The organism is Bradyrhizobium sp. 199, from assembly GCF_023073355.1.
Classification (GTDB): domain Bacteria; phylum Pseudomonadota; class Alphaproteobacteria; order Rhizobiales; family Xanthobacteraceae; genus Bradyrhizobium.
Genome location: NZ_JADPJI010000011.1, coordinates 11,785 through 29,185 on the forward strand (window position 1 = coordinate 11,785; position 17,401 = coordinate 29,185).

Consider the following 17,401-nt stretch of genomic DNA (forward strand, 5'->3'; position numbering starts at 1 on the left):
GCGAAGCATCGTCCGGTGCGATGCGCCGCAGAGCCGGGACCTAGATTCCATCGGCAAATTCGCGTGTCGCCTCTGGGCCCCTCGCAGCGCTTCGCGCCGCGTCCGGGGCACAAAACCTATTTCCACACCGACTTGTCGGCATCCCAGCGCTGGCCCCTGAGCTCCTTGGTGAGGGCCTCGATCGAACCGTTGTCGTCGGGCTGCTCGCCTTCCTCGTCGACCGAGGCGTCGTCGGAGAGATTGAGCTTGGCGCCGCTGCTCTCGTCCGCAGTCGTCGTCGCGGGACTGCCGATCCAGAGCATGAGCTTGTCGGTCGTGCCCGGCTTGTCGGGCGAGACGAGCCCTGCGACCTCGATCGTGTCGGTCAGCTCGAGCGCGGGAAAATCCTGGTTTGGCCGCTTGAACACCAGCTTGAGCTTGCCCGTGGCGGAATTGAAGCTCTGCGAGACCGGCTTCGCCGCGAGCGTTCGGCTCAACACGTTCGAGACGGCGGCCGTGAGCTTGTTGCGGTTGATCTTGTCGCCCTCGCGCCAGTCGGCCGCCGCGAAGCGGATGGTGCGGTCCATCTCGGTCATTCCGGCGGTCCAGCCTGCGGCGGTGACGCCGGGCATCGCCTTGAATTTCGCCAGCAGCGCGCCGGCGCGCTCGGGATCGACCGACATGTTGATGGTCTGCTCGCCTGCGCGCAGCGCATCGCAGCCGACATTGAGGCTCGCCAGCGTCACCTCAACCTCCTGGCCCTTCAGGCCCCTCAGGAAGTCGGTCGCCGCATCCAGCTTGACCTTGACGGCGATCGCCTCGGGCGAGACGTCGGTGAAATCCTTCGGCTGCGGCGTGATGCCGTCGTCGGAGGTCTGGTTGTCCTGAAATTCCTTCTCGCTGAGGTCGGAATTGTCGGGCGAGGTCACCTCCGTCACCACTTGGCCGATGCTGATCTGGCCGCGGAATTCGAAGCTGTCCCCGCTCTGCTTGCGCAGCAGCTTGACGTTGACGGGCGCCTTTTCGGTGATGCTCTGCGTCGTGCCCGTCAGCGTCTGGCCGGCGACCTGAAGATTGACGACGAAGCGGTCCTTGCGGGCGGAATTCTTGGCGATGGGATAGCAGACGTCGAGCACGGCCGCCGTGACCGTCTTGCCCTGGCGCGTTTCCTTCAGGATCGCGTCGGCATTGCCGTCCATCAGCCCGTCGATCGAGGTGAAATAGCGCGTCTCCACGCCCCCGGGCGCCGTGGCCTTGGGTGACAGCTTCATCTGGGCGGATGCGGAATGTGGCGAAGCGGCGAGCAGAGCCACCACAAGGGCTGTCGAACAAACCAGAAGCGCACGCATGGCGGACATCCTCGCGCAACGGGCATGATCCGGAAAAGTGTGAAGCGGTTTTCCAGGAGGATCATGCCCAAACAATTCGAATCGGCGCGCCACCGTAGTGGGTTTTGGCCGTCGGTTGAATCGGAAAGCTGACGGCAGGGTCGGGAAAAAAGAAGGCCGCCCGGAGGCGGCCTTCGCAACATTGTAATGAAAGGATCTGCTCAGAAGCCGCCCATGCCGCCGCCGGCGGGCGCAGCTTCCTTCTTCGGCCCCTCGGCGACCATGGCCTCGGTGGTGACCAGCAGGCCGGCGATGGAGGCGGCGTCCTGGAGCGCGGTGCGCACCACCTTGGCGGGGTCGATGATGCCCTTCTCGACCATGTCGACATAGTCCTCGTTCTGGGCGTCGAAGCCGAAGGTCTCGGACTTGTTCTCCAGGATCTTGCCGACGACGATCGAGCCTTCCACGCCGGCGTTCTCGGAGATCTGGCGGATCGGGGCTTCCAGCGCCTTCAGCACGATGTTGATGCCGGCCTGGACGTCGGCATTGGCGTTGGTGAGACGCCCCACCGCCTTCTTGGCACGGAGCAGCGCGACGCCGCCGCCGGGGACGATGCCTTCCTGCACTGCGGCGCGGGTCGCGTTGAGGGCATCCTCGACGCGGTCCTTCTTCTCCTTGACCTCGACCTCGGTCGCGCCGCCGACGCGGATCACCGCGACGCCGCCCGCGAGCTTGGCGAGGCGCTCCTGGAGCTTCTCGCGGTCGTAGTCCGAGGTGGTTTCCTCGATCTGGGCCTTGATCTGGCCGACGCGGGCCTCGATGTCCGGCTTCTTGCCGGCGCCCTTGACGATCGTGGTGTTCTCCTTGTCGATCACCACTTTGCCGGCGCGGCCCAGCATCTTCACGGTGACGTTCTCGAGCTTCATGCCGAGGTCTTCGGAGATGAGCTGGCCGCCGGTCAGGATCGCAAGATCCTCGAGCATGGCCTTGCGGCGATCGCCAAAGCCCGGGGCCTTGACGGCGGCGACCTTGAGGCCGCCACGCAGACGGTTGACGACCAGGGTGGCCAGCGCCTCGCCCTCGACGTCCTCCGCGATGATGACGAGCGGCTTGCCCGACTGCACCACCGCTTCCAGCACCGGCAGCATGGCCTGCAGGCCCGAGAGCTTCTTCTCGTGCAGGAGGATGTAGGCGTCCTCGAGCTCGGCGGTCATCTTCTCGGGGTTGGTCACGAAGTAGGGGCTGAGATAGCCGCGGTCGAACTTCATGCCCTCGACGATGTCGACTTCGGTGTCGAGCGACTTGTTCTCCTCGACAGTGATGACGCCCTCGTTGCCGACCTTCTGCATCGCCTGGGCGATCATCTTGCCGATGGCGGCATCGCCGTTGGCCGAGATGGTGCCGACCTGGGCGACCTCGGACGAGGCGGCGACCGGCTTGGCGCGCTTCTCGATGTCCTTGACGACGGCCGCGACGGCGATGTCGATGCCGCGCTTGAGGTCCATCGGGTTCATGCCGGCGGCAACCGACTTGGCGCCTTCGCGCACGATGGCCTGGGCCAGCACGGTCGCGGTGGTGGTGCCGTCGCCGGCGAGGTCGTTGGTCTTGGAGGCGACCTCACGCACCATCTGGGCGCCCATGTTCTCGAATTTGTCCTCGAGCTCGATCTCCTTGGCGACGGTGACGCCGTCCTTGGTGATGCGGGGCGCGCCGAACGACTTCTCGATGACGACGTTGCGGCCCTTCGGGCCGAGCGTCACCTTGACCGCGTTGGCGAGAATGTCGACGCCGCGCAGCATGCGATCGCGCGCGTCTCCGGAAAACTTGACCTCTTTGGCAGTCATTTCTGCAATCCCTCGTGTTTTGTGATGTGTCTGCCGCAATTTTTTCCGTCATTGCCGGGCCTGACCCGCCTGCGCGGCCGAAGCCGCTTCGGCGAGGCGTAGGCCCGGCAATCCATCTTCACTTGAAAAATGATGGATGCCCGGGTCAGGGCCCGGGCACATGACGATGAGACATTCAGCGGCTGTTCAGGCAGATGACCTTAGGCCAGAACGCCCATGATGTCCGACTCCTTCATGATCAGGAGATCTTCGTTGTCGATCTTGACCTCGGTGCCCGACCACTTGCCGAACAGCACGCGGTCACCGACCTTGAGGTCGATCGGGGTCAGCTTGCCGGCCTCGTCCCGGCCACCGGGGCCGACGGCGACGATCTCGCCCTGGGACGGCTTTTCCTTGGCGGTGTCCGGAATGATGATGCCGCCCCTGGTCTTTTCCTCGGCGTCGATACGTTTGACCACGACACGGTCATGCAGCGGACGAAGTTTGGATTTAGCCATGGCGTTTCCCTTTGGAGGCTCGCTTCGGAAGTGAAGTGAAATGGGTGGGCGGGGCTGCCGTCCACCCCCTGTCCAGAGGATCGAACGGCGCGCTTAGCAATCGGGCTTTCCGAGTGCTAATGGTGGGCCCGGAAATATGGCTTGGCCGCGATCCTGTCAAGCAAAGGTGGTTAAGCGATTGGTGAGGCGGATATAGGATGGTGGCATTGGAAACTCGTTCGGGGCGCCGGCGTGTCAAAGGACGTCATTGCTCCGGCAGCGTTTTTGCGCTTGGCTGCGGGAGGGGTGCGGCCATGGTTTTGTTCGGGGGAATGCCATGATCAGTTCAGCTCACGCGCGCACGGTTGCCAATCTGGCGGCCGCCTCTTGTCTGGCGCTGCTGCTGGCCGCTTGCGGTGGCGGCATGAGCCTGCCGTCCTTCTCGTCGTCCTCGCCGCCGCCCGAAGCCGAGCCCGGCGCCGGCCCGGAAATGCCTGCGACAATTCGCGCCGACGAGATCGTGGGCCGCTGGGGTCTGGCCTCGTTCCAGAATCCGGCCGACCGCGCCCGCACCGAGGCTGCCGCCCGGGCCCAGTGCAAGAATCCCTACGTCATCACCGCCGGCTCCTCCGGTGGCGTGATCATGCATCTGGCCGACCAGGCCACGCCCCAGGAGCTGCGGCTGAAGGGCTCGCCGAGCGGCAAGAACTACATCGGGCCGGCGGGTCCGACCCCGGGCGACCAGGACCGCGAGATCGTCTCCTTCGACGGTCGGGTCCTGATCACCCGCTTCATCGACAAGGACGCCGCCATTCGCTACGGCAACATGGTCTACGTCCGCTGCGCGCCGAAAGCGTGAGTTTCCACTGTCATTCCGGGGCACGCCAAGCGTGAACCCGGAATCTCGAGATTCCGGTTCGGTCCTGCGGACTGCCCCGGAATGACGGTTGGATGGAGGCAAAAACAAAAACGCCGGCCGCAGGGCCGGCGTTTTGCTTTTCCGTATACCGCATCGCGCTTTAGTCGAACAGCGCGTCGATGTCGTCCTGCGAGGCGTGGCCGACGTCGCCGTTGAGCTTCGGACCGTTGAGAAGCTTTTCGTCCTCGCTGCGATTGTCCACCTGCGCCGGCACGTGGGACTTGATCGCGTCGACGCCGCCCCAGATCTCCATCATCGCATTGATGTGCTGCTCGATGAACTTCATCGTGCCCATGACCTTGCTGATGCGCTGGCCGGTCAGGTCCTGGAAATTGCAGGCTTCGAAGATCGAGATGACGCGCTCCTGGATGTCGTCGGCGAGCCGCTTCTGCTGATCGGCCGAGTCCACCTTGGACATCGCGCTGGCCGCCTGGTCGATCGACTCGGCGGCTTCGAGGATTTGCTGGGTCGCATGCTCGGTGCCGCCGACGACCGCGCCGAGCTCGCCGTTGACCTTGGCCATTTCGCCGCCGTCAAAGCTCTTGCCGTGCAGCGTCGCGATCTCGCGCTTGGTACGGTCGATGGCGTCGTGGATGAGGTCGAGCTCGACCTTCAGCTTCTCGCACTGCTCGATCTGCGCCCGGTACGTATCGAGCATGGTACGAGCCTCGGAGAGCTCGTGGGCGGTGGAGGCGTCGATTGCCGCCATGGCTGCGCTGCCTGACAGGGGCACGCTGCCCTTCGCCATCTGTGCACGGATCGCACGTAGCTCGGTCATGATCTCGCTATGCATCGGCATTGCCTCTTCGGTTACGTCCAAAATCGGCATCTCGCCACCAGCGATATCCTCGACGCGAAAACGTTTGCGGTGAACAGCCATCAGGATACTCCCCCCACCTCACTCACGCGTCTTTGTAGTCAGAAGCGATTTAACACGAAGTTCACAGCAGGAACTGTTGTGCGGCGTCGCGCGACGGCGCGCAAAGAAGCGATTAACCATGGCCGCGCTGCGTTCATCGAAAATAAACGCTGATCGCCAAATTGCCCCTCGGTTGACCACGTGGTGAATCCAAACGCCCGATACGTTTACCAAACAAAGCGGCTTTTGCTTTTTATTGACCACGTCGAGGGGCGCGGACCAACCATCAGCTCTCCACGGCGCATGTGATCGAGACGAAACAGTACAGAGTACGTCGATGTTCAAGAAAATGTCTGTTGCGCTGCTCGGCAGCGCTTGCACCTTCATTGCCGGCGCAAATAGTGCCAGCGCCTTCGACAATTCGGTGCCGAACGATCCGCCTGCGGTGCTCTACCAGCCGCAGGTGCCGCCGGCGCCCGTGCGCGTTGCATCCAATTCGAGCATGGGCGGCGGCTTCATCGAATTCCTGTTCGGTGACGGCCGCGGCCCGGCCTACGCGCCGCAGCAGCCGGTGTACCAGCAGCAGCCCGGCTATTACGACCAGCGCCGCCTGCCGCCGATGGGCGAGCCACAAGGCGGATATCAGCAAGGCACGCTGCAGCAGGAGGCGGTCGATCCGCGGCAACGTTCGTTCGATCCGAGGTTCGAAAAACAATCTGTTGACTATAGCGGCAAGGAAAGTCCCGGCACGATCGTGGTCGATACCCCGAACAAGTTCCTCTATCTCGTCGAGGGCAACGGCAGGGCGATGCGCTACGGCATTGGCGTGGGTCGTCCAGGCTTCACCTGGTCCGGCGTGAAGTCGATCACCGCCAAGCGCGAATGGCCGGCCTGGACCCCGCCGGCGGAAATGATCGCGCGCCGCCCCGACCTTCCCCGACACATGGAAGGCGGTCCGGAGAACCCGCTCGGCGCCCGCGCGATGTATCTCGGCTCGACGCTATACCGCATCCACGGCTCCAACGAGCCCTGGACCATCGGCACCAACGTCTCCTCCGGCTGCATCCGCATGCGCAACGAGGACGTCATCGACCTCTACGGCCGCGTCAATGTCGGCACCAAGGTCGTGGTGATGTAGGCGCATCGCGCTCGAAACTAAAACGGCCGCCTCATCGGCGGCCGTTGTCGTTTGGAGCAAGACAAGAAGCGTCAGGCGTAGTCGCTTCCGCCATCGTCTCCGCCGCCGAAGTCGCTGTTGTCGGCCAGGTCTACTGGATCGTCATTGTCGCTCTGATCGCTGTAATTCGGGTCGTCGTTCGAAGCCTGATTCGTGAAGCCCTGGCGGGATTCGCCGGCACGGTCGTGGTTCGCGCCGATATCGTTCAAGCCGGCATCGCGTGCGAGCGATCCGCCGGACTGGTCGCTGCCGCTCCAGGGGCCTCCACCAGCGCTGCGGTCGCCCATTGCGTTGGTGTCGCCGAAGGCCTGCTGGTGCGATCCGCCCATCATGCCGCGGATGCTTGAGAGCAGCAGCGAGCCGCCGACAACGCCGGCCGCAGCTGCCGCTGCCGTGCCGAGGAACGAGCCGCCGCCACCGCCCATCGGCGGCGAGCCGTAGCCTTGCCCCGGTCCTTGATTTGGTCCTTGGCCGTAAGCCTGCCCGTAGGGCGGCTGGCCGTAGCCCGGCTGGGGCTGCTGCATCGCCTGGCCGCTATTCCACACCGGCCGCGAATCACGCGGCTGCACGGTCGGCACCGAGCCGCGTGATGGGCTCCCGCCGAACAGTGTATCGCGCATGGTATCCAGAAAGCCGCCGGACTGCGCCTGCTCGGGCGCATGGGCCGCTTCCAGCTCCTGGATGCGGTGATGGGCACGCTTCAGCGCTTCGTCCTGCAACAGCGTGGTCTGCACCAGCGCGTACACGGCGCCGGGGGCCTTGCGCAGCCCGTCGGAGATCGCAGCGATCGCGTCGGGATCGCGCGGTGCATTTTCCAGCTTTGAAAGCCGGTCGAAAAGGTCGTCGACGAGCTGGCGTTCCTGCGGCGTCATGATCTGTCTCCTGCGCGCAAAACCAAGCGCGCAGGAGATGTAGGGTTCCATTGTGGCCCCAACAGTGCCGGCCGGATTAAATTTCGGTATGCGACAAGCTGCCCCGTGGCTTGCAGTCCGCCGGTTTCATCCCAGCGTGGCGCCGCAGTCCGCCAGCAGGCGCGCGAAGGCATCCCCTGAGAGATACGCGTGCTCGCGTTCGCGGACATCCGTCATCGGGTCGAGGCCGACCAGGACATCATCGACGAAGCCGGGATGGCACATCACGAGGCCGCCATCCGGCAAGCCTTCCAGGAATTGTCGCATCAGCTCGCCAAAATCGGCCGTCCGCGTGAAGTCATAAGCGCCCGCGAAGCCGGGGTTGAAGCTGAGGCCGGCGCTGCCGGCACGGCGGCGGAACTGCGCGCTGAGGATATCGAGCACGATGGCCTTGGGCGAGGCCAGCCGCTGCTTGAGCGGCAGGTCGCGGCCGCCCTGGCGCACCCAGGCGTTTGGCGCCGCCTCGGCGACCGCATCGACAAAGCCGTCGCGCACCTGCGGATAGAGCTGCACGTGTTGATGGCCATCGACGAAATCAGGCGCGCGACCGAACGCCTCCGCGAAGGCGGCGAGCTGCGCCTTCACCTCGTTGCGGAAGAATTCAGGGTCAAGTCGCCGCATCACTCCGGCGCGCAGCAGTTTTGGAAACGGCATGAACATGTCGCCGTCGAGCGGACGAAAATACATGGTGAGCGGCCGGAACGGCGCCGACAGCGTCACGTGCAATCCGATCGCGCAGCGCGGGCTCGTCGCCGCGGACGCCTGGAGCGCTTCGATCTCGCTGCGCTCGATCGCCGCGCCTACCATCATCACCGAGGTGGCGTTGAGGCGGCCGCGTTCGATCAGGTCGCGGATGGCGCGGTTGACGCCCGGGCTGATGCCGTAATCGTCCGCGCAGAGCCAGATCCGCCGCAGGTCCGCGGCCGCGCTCATTCGGCCGCGGCCCGCTTCGCGACGTCGTCGGCCTCGAACTGCTTTTCACTGTGCTCGGCGACGAAGTAGATCGGACGCGCCTTCAGCTCGGAGAGGATCTTGCCGATATATTCGCCGACGATGCCGATCATGATGAGCTGCACGCCGCCGATCGTCATCAGGCCGATCACGAGCGAGGGATAGCCGGGCACCTGCTTGCCGGTCGTGAGCACCTCCCAGAGGATCGAAAGACCGAACAGGAAGGCGCCTCCGGCGAGAACGACACCGAGCAGGCTGGCGAAGCGCAAGGGGGCGACGGAAAACGAGGTCAGGCCCTCGATCGACAGGCCAAGCAGGCTTGCGGCGTTGAAGGTGGTGACGCCATGAACTCGCGCCGAAGGCTCGTAGTCGACGCGGATCTGGCGGAAGCCGATCCAGCTGGCGAGGCCCTTGAAGAACCGGTTGCGTTCCGGCAGCTGCCTGAGGGCGGCGACCGCGCGGGGCGACAACAGGCGGAAGTCGCCGGCGTCTTCGGGAATCTTCTGGCGTGCGCCCCAGTTGATCAGCGCGTAGAAGCCGTGCACGGCGAGCCGGCGCAGGAAGGTCTCGTTGTCGCGATGCGCCTTGGCTGTGTAGACGACGTCGTAGCCATCATCGATCCAATGCCGCACCAGCTGTTCGATCAGGGCCGGCGGATGCTGGCCGTCGCCGTCCATGAACATGACGGCGCCGAGCCGGGCATGATCGAGGCCGGCCATCAGCGCCGCTTCCTTGCCGAAATTACGCGACAGCGACACCACCTGGACGCCGACCGAATCGGCCGGCAATGAACGTGCGATCGAGAGCGTCGCGTCCTTGCTGCCGTCGTCGACATAAACGACCTCGCAAGCCAGCCGATAGCGCTCCCGCAAGGTCTTCGCGAGATCGCAGATGCGCTGATGCAGGGCAGTGAGCCCCGCAGCCTCGTTGTAGACGGGGACGACTATCGACAGTCCCTTCGCGGCGGCGCTGGCCGCGGTGGTCGTCATGCCGGAAACGTCAGAGCCCAGCGTCATCGATCAAGGTTCCAGAAGCGTTCAAAGTCATCTCAACAGCATATGGTAGCTGCCGTTTGCTGTCGCAAAGCTGAACGGACAAGCTGAACGAACCTGGGGCTCACCGCCGCAGGAACGCCTCGAGCTTGGCGAACAGCGGGTTCTCCCGGTCGAACACATAGTCGAGCGAAACAACCGAGACGGTCTCGGCGCCATGCGCGCGCAGGAAGCTTGCCAGCGCATAAAGCTGCCCCGGTGGGCAGTGCAACGTCAGCATGCCTGAAGAGGTCGGTCCGCCGAACGGGGTCTCTACGCCGTACCGGCTGTGGGCTTCGCCGAGCAGGGCGGCGTCGCATTGCCGGAAGCGGGTGCGGACCTCCCGGTACTTGTTGGCCCGCGCCCGCGCTGCGATGTGATCGAGAATGACGCGCGCCGTCTCCCGCGCCTGCGGTGACCAGTCGGCCTCCTTCGACGCCACGAGATTGGCCTGGCTGCGCAGGATCACGCCGTCGTCGAGCACCCGCAGGCCATTGGCGGCGAGCGTCGCGCCCGTCGTCGTGATGTCGACGATCAGCTCGGCGCTGCCGGCCGCCGGCGCGCCTTCGGTTGCGCCTGCGCTTTCGACGATGCGATAATCGGTGATGCCGTGGCTCTGGAAGAAGGCGCGGGTGAGGTTGACGAACTTGGTCGCGACCCGCATCCGCATATGATGCTGCTCGCGGAAGCCGGTGGTCACGTCGTCGAGGTCGGCCATGGTGCGGACGTCGATCCAGGCCTGCGGCACTGCGACGACGACGTCGGCATAACCGAAGCCGAGCCCTTCGATCAACGACACGCGGTTATCAGCATCCGCGATGGTCTCGCGCACGAGGTCCTCGCCGGTGACGCCGAGATGCGCCAAGCCGCGCGACAGCTGCGAGGCGATCTCGCTCGCCGAGAGATAGGCGACCTCGACATTATCGAGGCCTGCGATGGTGCCGCGATAGTCGCGCGCGCCGCCGGCCTTCGATAGCTTGAGGCCGGCGCGGGCAAAGAAGGCTTCGGTGTTTTCCTGAAGGCGGCCCTTGGAGGGAACGGCCAGAACGAATGGCGCGCTCATGACTTAAGCTCCCACCTTGCGGCCGATCCGGGTCAGCGCGTCCACCCAGACCGAGAAGCCGACCGCGGGGATCGGCTCGACCGAACCGAGCTGGGTCATCAGCCCGTCATAGCGGCCGCCCGCAACCAGCGGTTCGGCGCCGTTGCCCCGGTGATGCAGCTCGAATTCGAAGCCGGTGTAATAGTCGAGTCCGCGTCCGAATGCGGTCGAGAAGCGCGTCTGCTTCACGTCGATGCCGCGCGCGGCCATGAAGCCGATCCGGCTCTCGAACTGATCGATGGCCGCAGCAAGGTCGAGCTTGGCGTCGGCGATGAGCGCGCGCAGCTCGGCGATGGCATCGTCGGGATTGCCTGATATCGACAGGAAGCGCTTGAGCACGGTGATCGCCTCGCGCGGCAGCGCGCCGCCCTTCAGCGTCGATTGCTCGAGGAAGCGGTCGGCGATTTCGGCCGTGGTGCGCCCGCCGACATTGGTGGTACCGGCGATCGACATCAGATCGGTAACGAAGGCGAGGGCCGCCTTGCGATCGGAGCCGGCGAGCGCGGCGAGCACGCCCTGATATTCGCTGCGGGTCGCGGTAGTCGCGGCCGCCAGCCGCTCCAGATCCTGCTCCAGGCTGATCTTGCGGTTGAAATCCTTGACCAGGCGGCGGCGCCAGACCGGATAGAGGTCGAGCGCGTCGAGCAGCGCGTTGAACAGCGCCACGTCGCCAGTGCGGATTTCCACGTCGCGGACGCCAAAGGCCGCGGTCGCCTCCAGCGCCAGCGCCAGCGTCTCGGCGTCGGCCGCGGCGCGGTCCTGGCGGCCGAACGATTCGATGCCGGCCTGGAGGAATTCGCTGGCCTGGCCGCTGCGGTAACGAAACACCGGGCCGAGATAGCTGAACCCGGCCGGCTGGCCGGCGCAGCTGGAGGCGAGATAGTCGCGGGCGACGGGAATGGTGAGGTCCGGGCGCAGGCACAGCTCCTCGCCGGACAGATCCGTCGTCAAATAGAGACTCTTGCGGATGTCCTCGCCGGAGAGGTCCAGGAACGGCTCGGCCGGCTGCAGGATGGCGGGCTCGGCCCTGACATAACCGGCCTGCGCGAACGACAACAGCAGCGTATCCGCCCAGGCGGCGGAGCCGGCAGCATTTGAGGTGGCAGTCGCGGTCATCACGGGGGTCCATTGTCCCGGTGGAACCGGGCCGGCAAGGGATAAGGACAAGATTGGCGCAGCCCTTAGCATGGCGCGAAAGCGGTTTCGACCTCCAAAGGATCAATCGCTTAACGAGCGCGCAATGCCCGGAATCACGTGCCCCAATCGCCCAGCACCGCCTGCACCAGCGCCAGCGCCGCCACGGCGGCGGTGTCGGCCCGCATGATCCGGGGGCCCAGCGCCAGCCGGAGGATCTTGGGCTGCCGCAGCAGCAGGGCTCTTTCTTCTTCGGCAAAGCCGCCTTCGGGGCCGATCAGGACGTCGATACCCTGTCCGGCCGCCCGCGCGGCTTGGAGGCTTTGAACCGGATTTTGGACCTCGGCCGCCTCGTCGCAGAAGATCAGCAGGCGGTCGGCTGGGCGCTGGCTGAGGAAGCGCTCCAGCGGCACTGGTTCGGCGACAGTGGCGATGCTGAGGATGCCGCATTGCTCGGCGGCCTCGACGACATTGGCGCGCATCCGCTCGGTGTTGACCCGGGAGGCCTGGGTGAACCGGGTCAGAACCGGTTGCAGCGCTGCGGCCCCCATTTCGATGGCCTTCTGGACCATATAGTCGAGCCGGGCGTGCTTGAGCGGAGCGAAGACGTAAGCGAGGTCGGCGAGCCGGTCCTGCGGCCTGGTCTGCTGGAGGATGACGAGGCCGTCCGGCCGCTTGCGGCCTTCAATAGCGGCCTGCCACTCGCCGTCGCGGCCGTTGAACGCCAAAACCTCGGCCCCCGCGGCAAGCCGCAGCACATTTCCGAGATAATTGCTCTGGTCGCGGTCGAGCACGACTCTGGCATCCTGGGCCAGGGCGGCATCGATGAACAGGCGGGGAGCGCGAAAATCGTGGGAGGGCATCGTTCGAAAGTCCGATTTGGTGCCGTTATTAGCCGAAACCAGCCATATCGGGGGTAAATATTGCCAAACCGGTGCGGCGGCGCGCCGCGCTCCTGCCCTATTCGACGGGTTGTTAAGCGCCGGCGGGAATCGTAAAATCGCGAGCACGCTGGTTGCGCTTCAATTGGGAAGACGTCGAACCCCGTAAGCTCCTGCCGGAGAGACTATCTTGATGATCCGTCATTTGATGGTTCCAATCACTGCCGCCATGGTCACCCTGAGCGCTGCGGGCGCGTGTGCGCAAAGCGCCTTCCCGGCGCCGCTGCCGAACCAGGCCCCTGCCAGTTCCGCGTTTCCCCCGGTGAACGGCTCGGCGCCGAGCGCTTCGGTCGGCACGGCGCCGCAATCGTCCTTTCCGGTCAATGGCGCCGCGCCTGTCGGCGGCGCTGGCGCGTTCAGTGCGGCTCCGCCGACACAAGCCGGTCCCGGCGAGGACTGCATGAAGGCGTTCATGCCTCTGCGCGAAGAAGCCGAGAAGCGCGGCAAGCTGATCAAGGCCGCGAGCGACCGTCACGCGCCGCCGGACGAGGCCTGCAAGCTGATCCGCAGTTTCAGCCAGGCAGAGGCGAAGATGCTCAAATACATCGAGGCCAATGCCGCGAAGTGCGGAATCCCGCCGCAGGTCGGCGGGCAGATGAAGGATGGCCACAAGAACACCGAGGCCATGCAGGCCAAGGTTTGCAACGTTGCGCAGCAGATGCAGCAACAGCAGGCGCGTCCGGCCGGCCCGTCGCTGAGCGAGGTGCTGGGTTCGGGCTCGGCGCCTGAGGCCAATGCCGGCAAGAAGGGTGGCAGCACCTTCGACACGCTCAACGGCAACGTCCTGACCCGATGAGCGATACATCCGCCCGCGTTGCCGATTCCACCGGCAACTGGGTCGATACGCTCGCGCCGCGGTGGTCGCGGCCTTACCTCCGCTTGTCCCGCTTCGACCGTCCGATCGGCTCCTGGCTGCTGTTGATGCCATGCTGGTGGTCGGCGGCGCTCGCGAGCGGCATGGCGCATGACGTCCGCGGACTGCCGCTCACCATCGTGCTGTTCTTCATCGGCGCCTTCGTGATGCGCGGCGCGGGCTGCACCTGGAACGACATCACCGACCGCGACCTCGACGACAAGGTCCAACGTACGCGCTCGCGGCCGCTGCCTTCGGGCCAGGTGACCACGAGGCAGGCGCTGGTCTTCATGATCGCACAGGCGCTGATCGGTCTCGTGGTGCTGCTGCAGTTCAACCGCTTCGCGGTCCTGACCGGCATCGCCTCGCTTCTGATCGTCGCGATCTACCCCTTCATGAAGCGCATCACCTGGTGGCCGCAGATCGTGCTCGGGCTTGCCTTCTCCTGGGGCGCCTTGATGGGATTTGCCGTCACCTTCGGGCGCATCGACGTCACCGCCCTGGTGCTCTATGCCGGCGCGATCTCCTGGGTGATCGGCTATGACACGATCTATGCGCATCAGGACGCCGAGGACGACGCGCTGATCGGCATCAAGTCCACTGCGCGCCTGTTCGGCGCGCATACGCATCAGGCGCTGATCCTGTTCTACGGGCTTTCGGTGATGCTGATCGGCGTCGCGCTGGCCTCAGCCGATGCGGGTTGGCCGGCCTGGCTCGGGCTCGCCGCTTTCGCCGCGCATTTGGCATCGCAGATCGTGCGGCTGAGGATCGGCGATCCCAAGCTGTGCAAGCGCCTGTTCTATTCGAACAGGGATGCGGGGCTGTTGCTGTTTGCGGGATTGCTCGCGGACGCGGTGATGCGGACGGTCTAACCCCGCTCAATCCCGTGCGATGATCTCGCGTTCTTCGCGATGAACCGGCAGCTCTCGCGCGATACCGGCGCGGCGGCGCATCAGGAATTTCGGACGGCGGGCGCGGATCGCATTGGCGCGGCGGCGGCGGGACGCGGGCTTGCGCGCACCTTCGTCGAGCTGCGGCAGCGCGAAGAGCTCGCTCCAGACCGCCCAGGCCTTCGAGAGTTCTTCGCCGTCGGCGCCGACCAGCAGCGGCACGGAGAGCGAGGGATCGCGATGCACGAGGACGAGGGCTTGCGCCTCGTCATTGCCGCGCAACGCGACACCGGTGAAGTCGCTGACGCGGACGTTGATCGCCATCTGCATGCCGCGGACGGCACGGCGCAGCACGACACGTTCGCGATGAAGCTCGATCTGCCGGACATGACCGTCGGCGCGCGGATCGTGCGCATCGAAGCGGACCGGAAGGGAAAGTGGGTCGAGCCGCAGAGAGCGGCTCGACCCGGCGGGAGCGACCCCGCATGTTGCTGTTTGACGCCTCACGGCTTTCGTTCTCCCCGCCGGGATTATGTTCCCGGTCGATGCGAGGACCTTAGCGCGCCGCTTTCCGAAACCGCTTAAAAAGGCTGGTTAACCCACCGTCACTGCTGCTCATGATTGACAAGAGCTTGGCGCGCATGATTGACGAGACGTTGCGCGCAAGCTGCGAATCTGAGCTTTTGGCAGGCTGAAAATGCTTGAAGTCCGCGCCATTAGGGCACATCTGTGGGTTCCGGTCCGAACCCCGCCCCAACAGGATTTCGTTCGTGAACTCTTCACCATCCGCAAGCTCGACGCTTTCGTCCCAAAAATCGTCGCAGGCCAGTCGCGACCTGTTCGACCAGTCCGCGCTCTCCGATCTCGCGCAGCGGCTGGTCGAGGCGGCCAAGCGCGCCGGCGCGGACGCGGCCGATGCGGTCGCGGTGCGCGGCGTCTCGCAAGGCGTCGAGGTGCGCGATGGCCGCGTCGAGGAATCCGAGCGCTCGGAGGGTGACGATGTCGGCCTGCGCGTGCTGGTTGGCCAGCGCCAGGCGGTGGTCTCGACCAACGACGTCAGCGGCGATGCCGTGACCAAGCTCGCCGAACGCGCCGTCGCGATGGCGCGCGTGGCGCCCGACGACAAATATGTCGGCCTCGCCGATCCCGCGCTGCTCGCACGCGACTTCCCCGATCTCGACCTGCTCGATCCCGATGTGCCCGCCACCAGTGAGCTCGAGCGCCGCGCGCTCGAAGCCGAGGCGGCGGCCCTCGCCGTGAAGGGCGTGACCAAATCCGGCGGCGCTTCGGCGTCCGCGGGCATCGGCGGCATGGTGCTGGTCACCTCGACCGGCTTCCACGGCTCCTATTTGCGCTCCAGCCAGGGCATCTCGGCCACCGCCATCTCGGGCGAAGGCACCGGCATGGAGCGCGATTACGATTTCACCTCGGCGCCGCACGGCGCCGATCTGCTGTCACCGGAGGTCGTCGGCCGCTCCGCCGGGGAGCGCACGGTGGCGCGCTCCAATCCGCGCAAGGTCGAAACCTGCAAGGTGCCTGTGGTGTTCGATCCGCGCGTTGCCGGCTCCCTGGTCGGTCATGTCGTCGGCGCCATCAACGGCGCCTCGATCGCGCGCAAGACCAGCTTCCTGAAGGACAAGCTCGGCCAGCAGCTGTTTGCGAAGAACATCCGCATCGTCGACGATCCCCTGCGCAAGCGCGGCCTGCGCTCGCAGACCTTCGATGCCGAAGGCGTCGCGGTGAAGAAGATCGCGCTGATCGACGAGGGCGTGCTGACGACCTGGCTGCTCGACTGCGCCACCGCGCGCGAGCTCGGCCTCACCACCACCGGTCACGCCCATCGCGGCGTCTCGTCCTCGCCGTCACCGGGGCCTTACAATCTGCATCTCGAGCCCGGCACACCGAGCCCTGCCGAGCTGATCTCCGACATCAAGCAAGGCTTCTACGTCACCGACCTCATCGGCTCCGGCGTCAACGGCGTCACCGGCGATTACAGCCGCGGCGCCTCCGGCTTCTGGATCGAGAACGGCGAGCTTACCTATCCCGTCAGCGAGGTGACGATCGCCGGCCATCTGTTCGAGATCTTCAAGTCGATGCAGCCGGCGAACAATCTCGAGTTCCGCTACGGCATCAACGCGCCGACGGTGCGCATCGAGGGTTTGACGCTTGGCGGACGTTGAGGCGAACTCTCCGGGCCAAACCATCCTGACGCGCGACGCGGCGCTGCTGCAAGACACGGTGCGAGAAGCAGGTGCGCTGGCGCAGTCGATGTTCCGCACCGAGCTGAAGAAGTGGACCAAGGGCGCCTCTTCGCCGGTGTCGGAAGCCGACATCGCCGTCAACGACCTGCTCGAAGCACGCCTGCGCGCGGCGACGCCGGATTATGGCTGGCTCTCGGAGGAGAGCGCCGACGACTTGGCCCGTCTGTCGCGTCGGCTGACATGGATCGTCGATCCCATCGACGGCACGCGCAATTATCTCAATGGCCACCAGGATTGGTGCGTCAGCGTCGCCCTGGTCGAGGATGCCACGCCAGTGCTGGCCGCGGTGTTCGCGCCGACGAGCAATGAGTTCTTCTTCGCCGCACACGGCCAGGGCACCACGCTCAACGGCACTTCCGTGCAGGCTTCGGCCGGATCCGAGCTGGACTTCGCGCGCGTCGCCGGCCCGAAACCGATGGTCGAGCGGCTCAACAGCTCAGGCCGCGAGATCAAGCTGCATCCGCGAATCGGTTCGCTTGCGCTGCGGCTGTGCCGGGTCGCCCACGGCGCGCTGGATGCGGCTTTTGCGGGCGGCAACAGCCATGATTGGGACCTTGCGGCGGCCGATTTGATCGTGCAGGAAGCGGGTGGTAGGATGAGCGATCTCTCCGGAGAACCCATCCTCTATAACCGCCGGGAAGTGGCGCACGGAGTGCTGGTGGCGGCGGGACGCGATCGTCATGCGGGCATTGTCGCGCATTTTCGAAAACGTCCCATAGCCTAAGGCGCTTTCGTCGTGCTTGTC

The 17,401-nt window shown here is 65.5% G+C and carries 17 protein-coding genes; 6 read left to right on the forward strand and 11 right to left on the reverse strand.

Features of this window, described 5'->3' with window-relative positions:
- Positions 1 to 116: 116 nt before the first annotated feature.
- The 3 genes from IVB28_RS27580 to IVB28_RS27590 all read right to left on the reverse strand — a co-directional run bounded on the left by IVB28_RS27580 (position 117) and on the right by IVB28_RS27590 (position 3,648).
- Positions 117 to 1,328, reverse strand: a complete 1,212-nt coding sequence (locus IVB28_RS27580) for a hypothetical protein (RefSeq protein ID WP_247530426.1) — start codon at positions 1,326 to 1,328, stop codon at positions 117 to 119.
- A 200-nt stretch (positions 1,329 to 1,528) separates the two neighbouring features.
- Positions 1,529 to 3,151, reverse strand: a complete 1,623-nt coding sequence (gene groL, locus IVB28_RS27585) for a chaperonin GroEL (RefSeq protein WP_247530428.1) — start codon at positions 3,149 to 3,151, stop codon at positions 1,529 to 1,531.
- A 200-nt stretch (positions 3,152 to 3,351) separates the two neighbouring features.
- The gene (locus IVB28_RS27590) at positions 3,352 to 3,648 is read right to left on the reverse strand and encodes a co-chaperone GroES (RefSeq protein ID WP_247530430.1); all 297 of its coding nucleotides are present in this window, start codon (positions 3,646 to 3,648) and stop codon (positions 3,352 to 3,354) included.
- Between the two features lie 316 nt (positions 3,649 to 3,964).
- On the opposite strand from IVB28_RS27590, the gene IVB28_RS27595 reads away from it, so the two are divergent.
- Positions 3,965 to 4,486 (forward strand): hypothetical protein, encoded by a 522-nt coding sequence (locus IVB28_RS27595; protein WP_247530432.1) that lies wholly within the window; start codon positions 3,965 to 3,967, stop codon positions 4,484 to 4,486.
- A gap of 160 nt (positions 4,487 to 4,646) precedes the next feature.
- On the opposite strand, the gene IVB28_RS27600 is transcribed toward IVB28_RS27595, so the two are convergent.
- Complete coding sequence (locus IVB28_RS27600; protein ID WP_247530434.1) at positions 4,647 to 5,426, reverse strand: protein phosphatase CheZ; 780 nt, start codon at positions 5,424 to 5,426, stop codon at positions 4,647 to 4,649.
- A 316-nt stretch (positions 5,427 to 5,742) separates the two neighbouring features.
- Here IVB28_RS27600 and IVB28_RS27605 point away from each other — a divergent pair, with 316 nt between their 5' ends.
- Entirely contained in the window at positions 5,743 to 6,543 is an 801-nt protein-coding gene (locus tag IVB28_RS27605) for a L,D-transpeptidase (protein WP_247530435.1), read from the forward strand.
- Between the two features lie 71 nt (positions 6,544 to 6,614).
- Here the strand turns inward: IVB28_RS27605 and IVB28_RS27610 are convergent, their stop codons facing one another.
- The 6 genes from IVB28_RS27610 to IVB28_RS27635 all read right to left on the reverse strand — a co-directional run bounded on the left by IVB28_RS27610 (position 6,615) and on the right by IVB28_RS27635 (position 12,574).
- Complete coding sequence (locus tag IVB28_RS27610; RefSeq protein WP_247530437.1) at positions 6,615 to 7,454, reverse strand: DUF2076 domain-containing protein; 840 nt, start codon at positions 7,452 to 7,454, stop codon at positions 6,615 to 6,617.
- 126 nt (positions 7,455 to 7,580) lie between these two features.
- Entirely contained in the window at positions 7,581 to 8,426 is an 846-nt protein-coding gene (locus IVB28_RS27615; RefSeq protein ID WP_247530439.1) for a ChbG/HpnK family deacetylase, read from the reverse strand.
- Positions 8,423 to 9,460 carry a glycosyltransferase family 2 protein gene (locus IVB28_RS27620; protein WP_247530440.1) on the reverse strand — a complete coding sequence of 346 codons (1,038 nt, stop codon included), beginning with the start codon at positions 9,458 to 9,460 and terminating at the stop codon, positions 8,423 to 8,425. Before IVB28_RS27620 ends, IVB28_RS27615 begins: the two co-directional genes overlap by 4 nt.
- Positions 9,461 to 9,560: 100 nt before the next feature.
- A complete protein-coding gene (gene hisG / locus IVB28_RS27625) occupies positions 9,561 to 10,538 on the reverse strand; it encodes an ATP phosphoribosyltransferase (protein ID WP_247530441.1) in 978 nt (325 codons plus the stop codon).
- Positions 10,539 to 10,541: 3 nt separating this feature from the next.
- Positions 10,542 to 11,693 carry an ATP phosphoribosyltransferase regulatory subunit gene (locus IVB28_RS27630; protein ID WP_247530443.1) on the reverse strand — a complete coding sequence of 384 codons (1,152 nt, stop codon included), beginning with the start codon at positions 11,691 to 11,693 and terminating at the stop codon, positions 10,542 to 10,544.
- A 134-nt stretch (positions 11,694 to 11,827) separates the two neighbouring features.
- Positions 11,828 to 12,574, reverse strand: coding sequence for a 16S rRNA (uracil(1498)-N(3))-methyltransferase (locus IVB28_RS27635; protein WP_247530444.1), 747 nt, complete (start codon positions 12,572 to 12,574; stop codon positions 11,828 to 11,830).
- Positions 12,575 to 12,785: 211 nt separating this feature from the next.
- On the opposite strand from IVB28_RS27635, the gene IVB28_RS27640 reads away from it, so the two are divergent.
- Both IVB28_RS27640 and ubiA read left to right on the forward strand, forming a co-directional pair.
- Positions 12,786 to 13,448 carry a hypothetical protein gene (locus IVB28_RS27640; RefSeq protein WP_247530447.1) on the forward strand — a complete coding sequence of 221 codons (663 nt, stop codon included), beginning with the start codon at positions 12,786 to 12,788 and terminating at the stop codon, positions 13,446 to 13,448.
- Positions 13,445 to 14,377 (forward strand): 4-hydroxybenzoate octaprenyltransferase, encoded by a 933-nt coding sequence (gene ubiA / locus IVB28_RS27645; protein WP_247530449.1) that lies wholly within the window; start codon positions 13,445 to 13,447, stop codon positions 14,375 to 14,377. Before IVB28_RS27640 ends, ubiA begins: the two co-directional genes overlap by 4 nt.
- A gap of 6 nt (positions 14,378 to 14,383) precedes the next feature.
- Here ubiA and IVB28_RS27650 read toward each other — a convergent pair whose 3' ends face one another.
- On the reverse strand, positions 14,384 to 14,902 hold the full coding sequence (locus IVB28_RS27650) for a DUF6101 family protein (RefSeq protein WP_247530451.1): 519 nt from the start codon (positions 14,900 to 14,902) through the stop codon (positions 14,384 to 14,386).
- A gap of 263 nt (positions 14,903 to 15,165) precedes the next feature.
- Between IVB28_RS27650 and IVB28_RS27655 the strand changes: the two genes are divergently transcribed.
- Both IVB28_RS27655 and IVB28_RS27660 read left to right on the forward strand, forming a co-directional pair.
- Complete coding sequence (locus tag IVB28_RS27655; RefSeq protein ID WP_247530453.1) at positions 15,166 to 16,575, forward strand: TldD/PmbA family protein; 1,410 nt, start codon at positions 15,166 to 15,168, stop codon at positions 16,573 to 16,575.
- On the forward strand, positions 16,562 to 17,380 hold the full coding sequence (locus IVB28_RS27660) for a 3'(2'),5'-bisphosphate nucleotidase CysQ (protein ID WP_247530455.1): 819 nt from the start codon (positions 16,562 to 16,564) through the stop codon (positions 17,378 to 17,380). The genes IVB28_RS27655 and IVB28_RS27660 overlap by 14 nt, the downstream gene beginning before the upstream one ends.
- Positions 17,381 to 17,401: the final 21 nt, after the last annotated feature.

Excerpts from the sequence above, each read along its gene's own strand:
- IVB28_RS27605 (WP_247530435.1), top strand. The coding sequence starts at position 5,743 with ATGTTCAAGAAAATGTCTGTTGCGCTGCTCGGCAGCGCTTGCACCTTC.
- IVB28_RS27590 (WP_247530430.1), bottom strand. The coding sequence starts at position 3,648 with ATGGCTAAATCCAAACTTCGTCCGCTGCATGACCGTGTCGTGGTCAAA.
- IVB28_RS27595 (WP_247530432.1), top strand. The coding sequence starts at position 3,965 with ATGATCAGTTCAGCTCACGCGCGCACGGTTGCCAATCTGGCGGCCGCC.
- groL (WP_247530428.1), bottom strand. The coding sequence starts at position 3,151 with ATGACTGCCAAAGAGGTCAAGTTTTCCGGAGACGCGCGCGATCGCATG.
- IVB28_RS27610 (WP_247530437.1), bottom strand. The coding sequence starts at position 7,454 with ATGACGCCGCAGGAACGCCAGCTCGTCGACGACCTTTTCGACCGGCTT.
- IVB28_RS27630 (WP_247530443.1), bottom strand. The coding sequence starts at position 11,693 with ATGACCGCGACTGCCACCTCAAATGCTGCCGGCTCCGCCGCCTGGGCG.
- IVB28_RS27580 (WP_247530426.1), bottom strand. The coding sequence starts at position 1,328 with ATGCGTGCGCTTCTGGTTTGTTCGACAGCCCTTGTGGTGGCTCTGCTC.
- hisG (WP_247530441.1), bottom strand. The coding sequence starts at position 10,538 with ATGAGCGCGCCATTCGTTCTGGCCGTTCCCTCCAAGGGCCGCCTTCAG.
- IVB28_RS27615 (WP_247530439.1), bottom strand. The coding sequence starts at position 8,426 with ATGAGCGCGGCCGCGGACCTGCGGCGGATCTGGCTCTGCGCGGACGAT.
- IVB28_RS27635 (WP_247530444.1), bottom strand. The coding sequence starts at position 12,574 with ATGCCCTCCCACGATTTTCGCGCTCCCCGCCTGTTCATCGATGCCGCC.
- IVB28_RS27640 (WP_247530447.1), top strand. The coding sequence starts at position 12,786 with ATGATCCGTCATTTGATGGTTCCAATCACTGCCGCCATGGTCACCCTG.
- IVB28_RS27600 (WP_247530434.1), bottom strand. The coding sequence starts at position 5,426 with ATGGCTGTTCACCGCAAACGTTTTCGCGTCGAGGATATCGCTGGTGGC.
- IVB28_RS27620 (WP_247530440.1), bottom strand. The coding sequence starts at position 9,460 with ATGACGCTGGGCTCTGACGTTTCCGGCATGACGACCACCGCGGCCAGC.
- ubiA (WP_247530449.1), top strand. The coding sequence starts at position 13,445 with ATGAGCGATACATCCGCCCGCGTTGCCGATTCCACCGGCAACTGGGTC.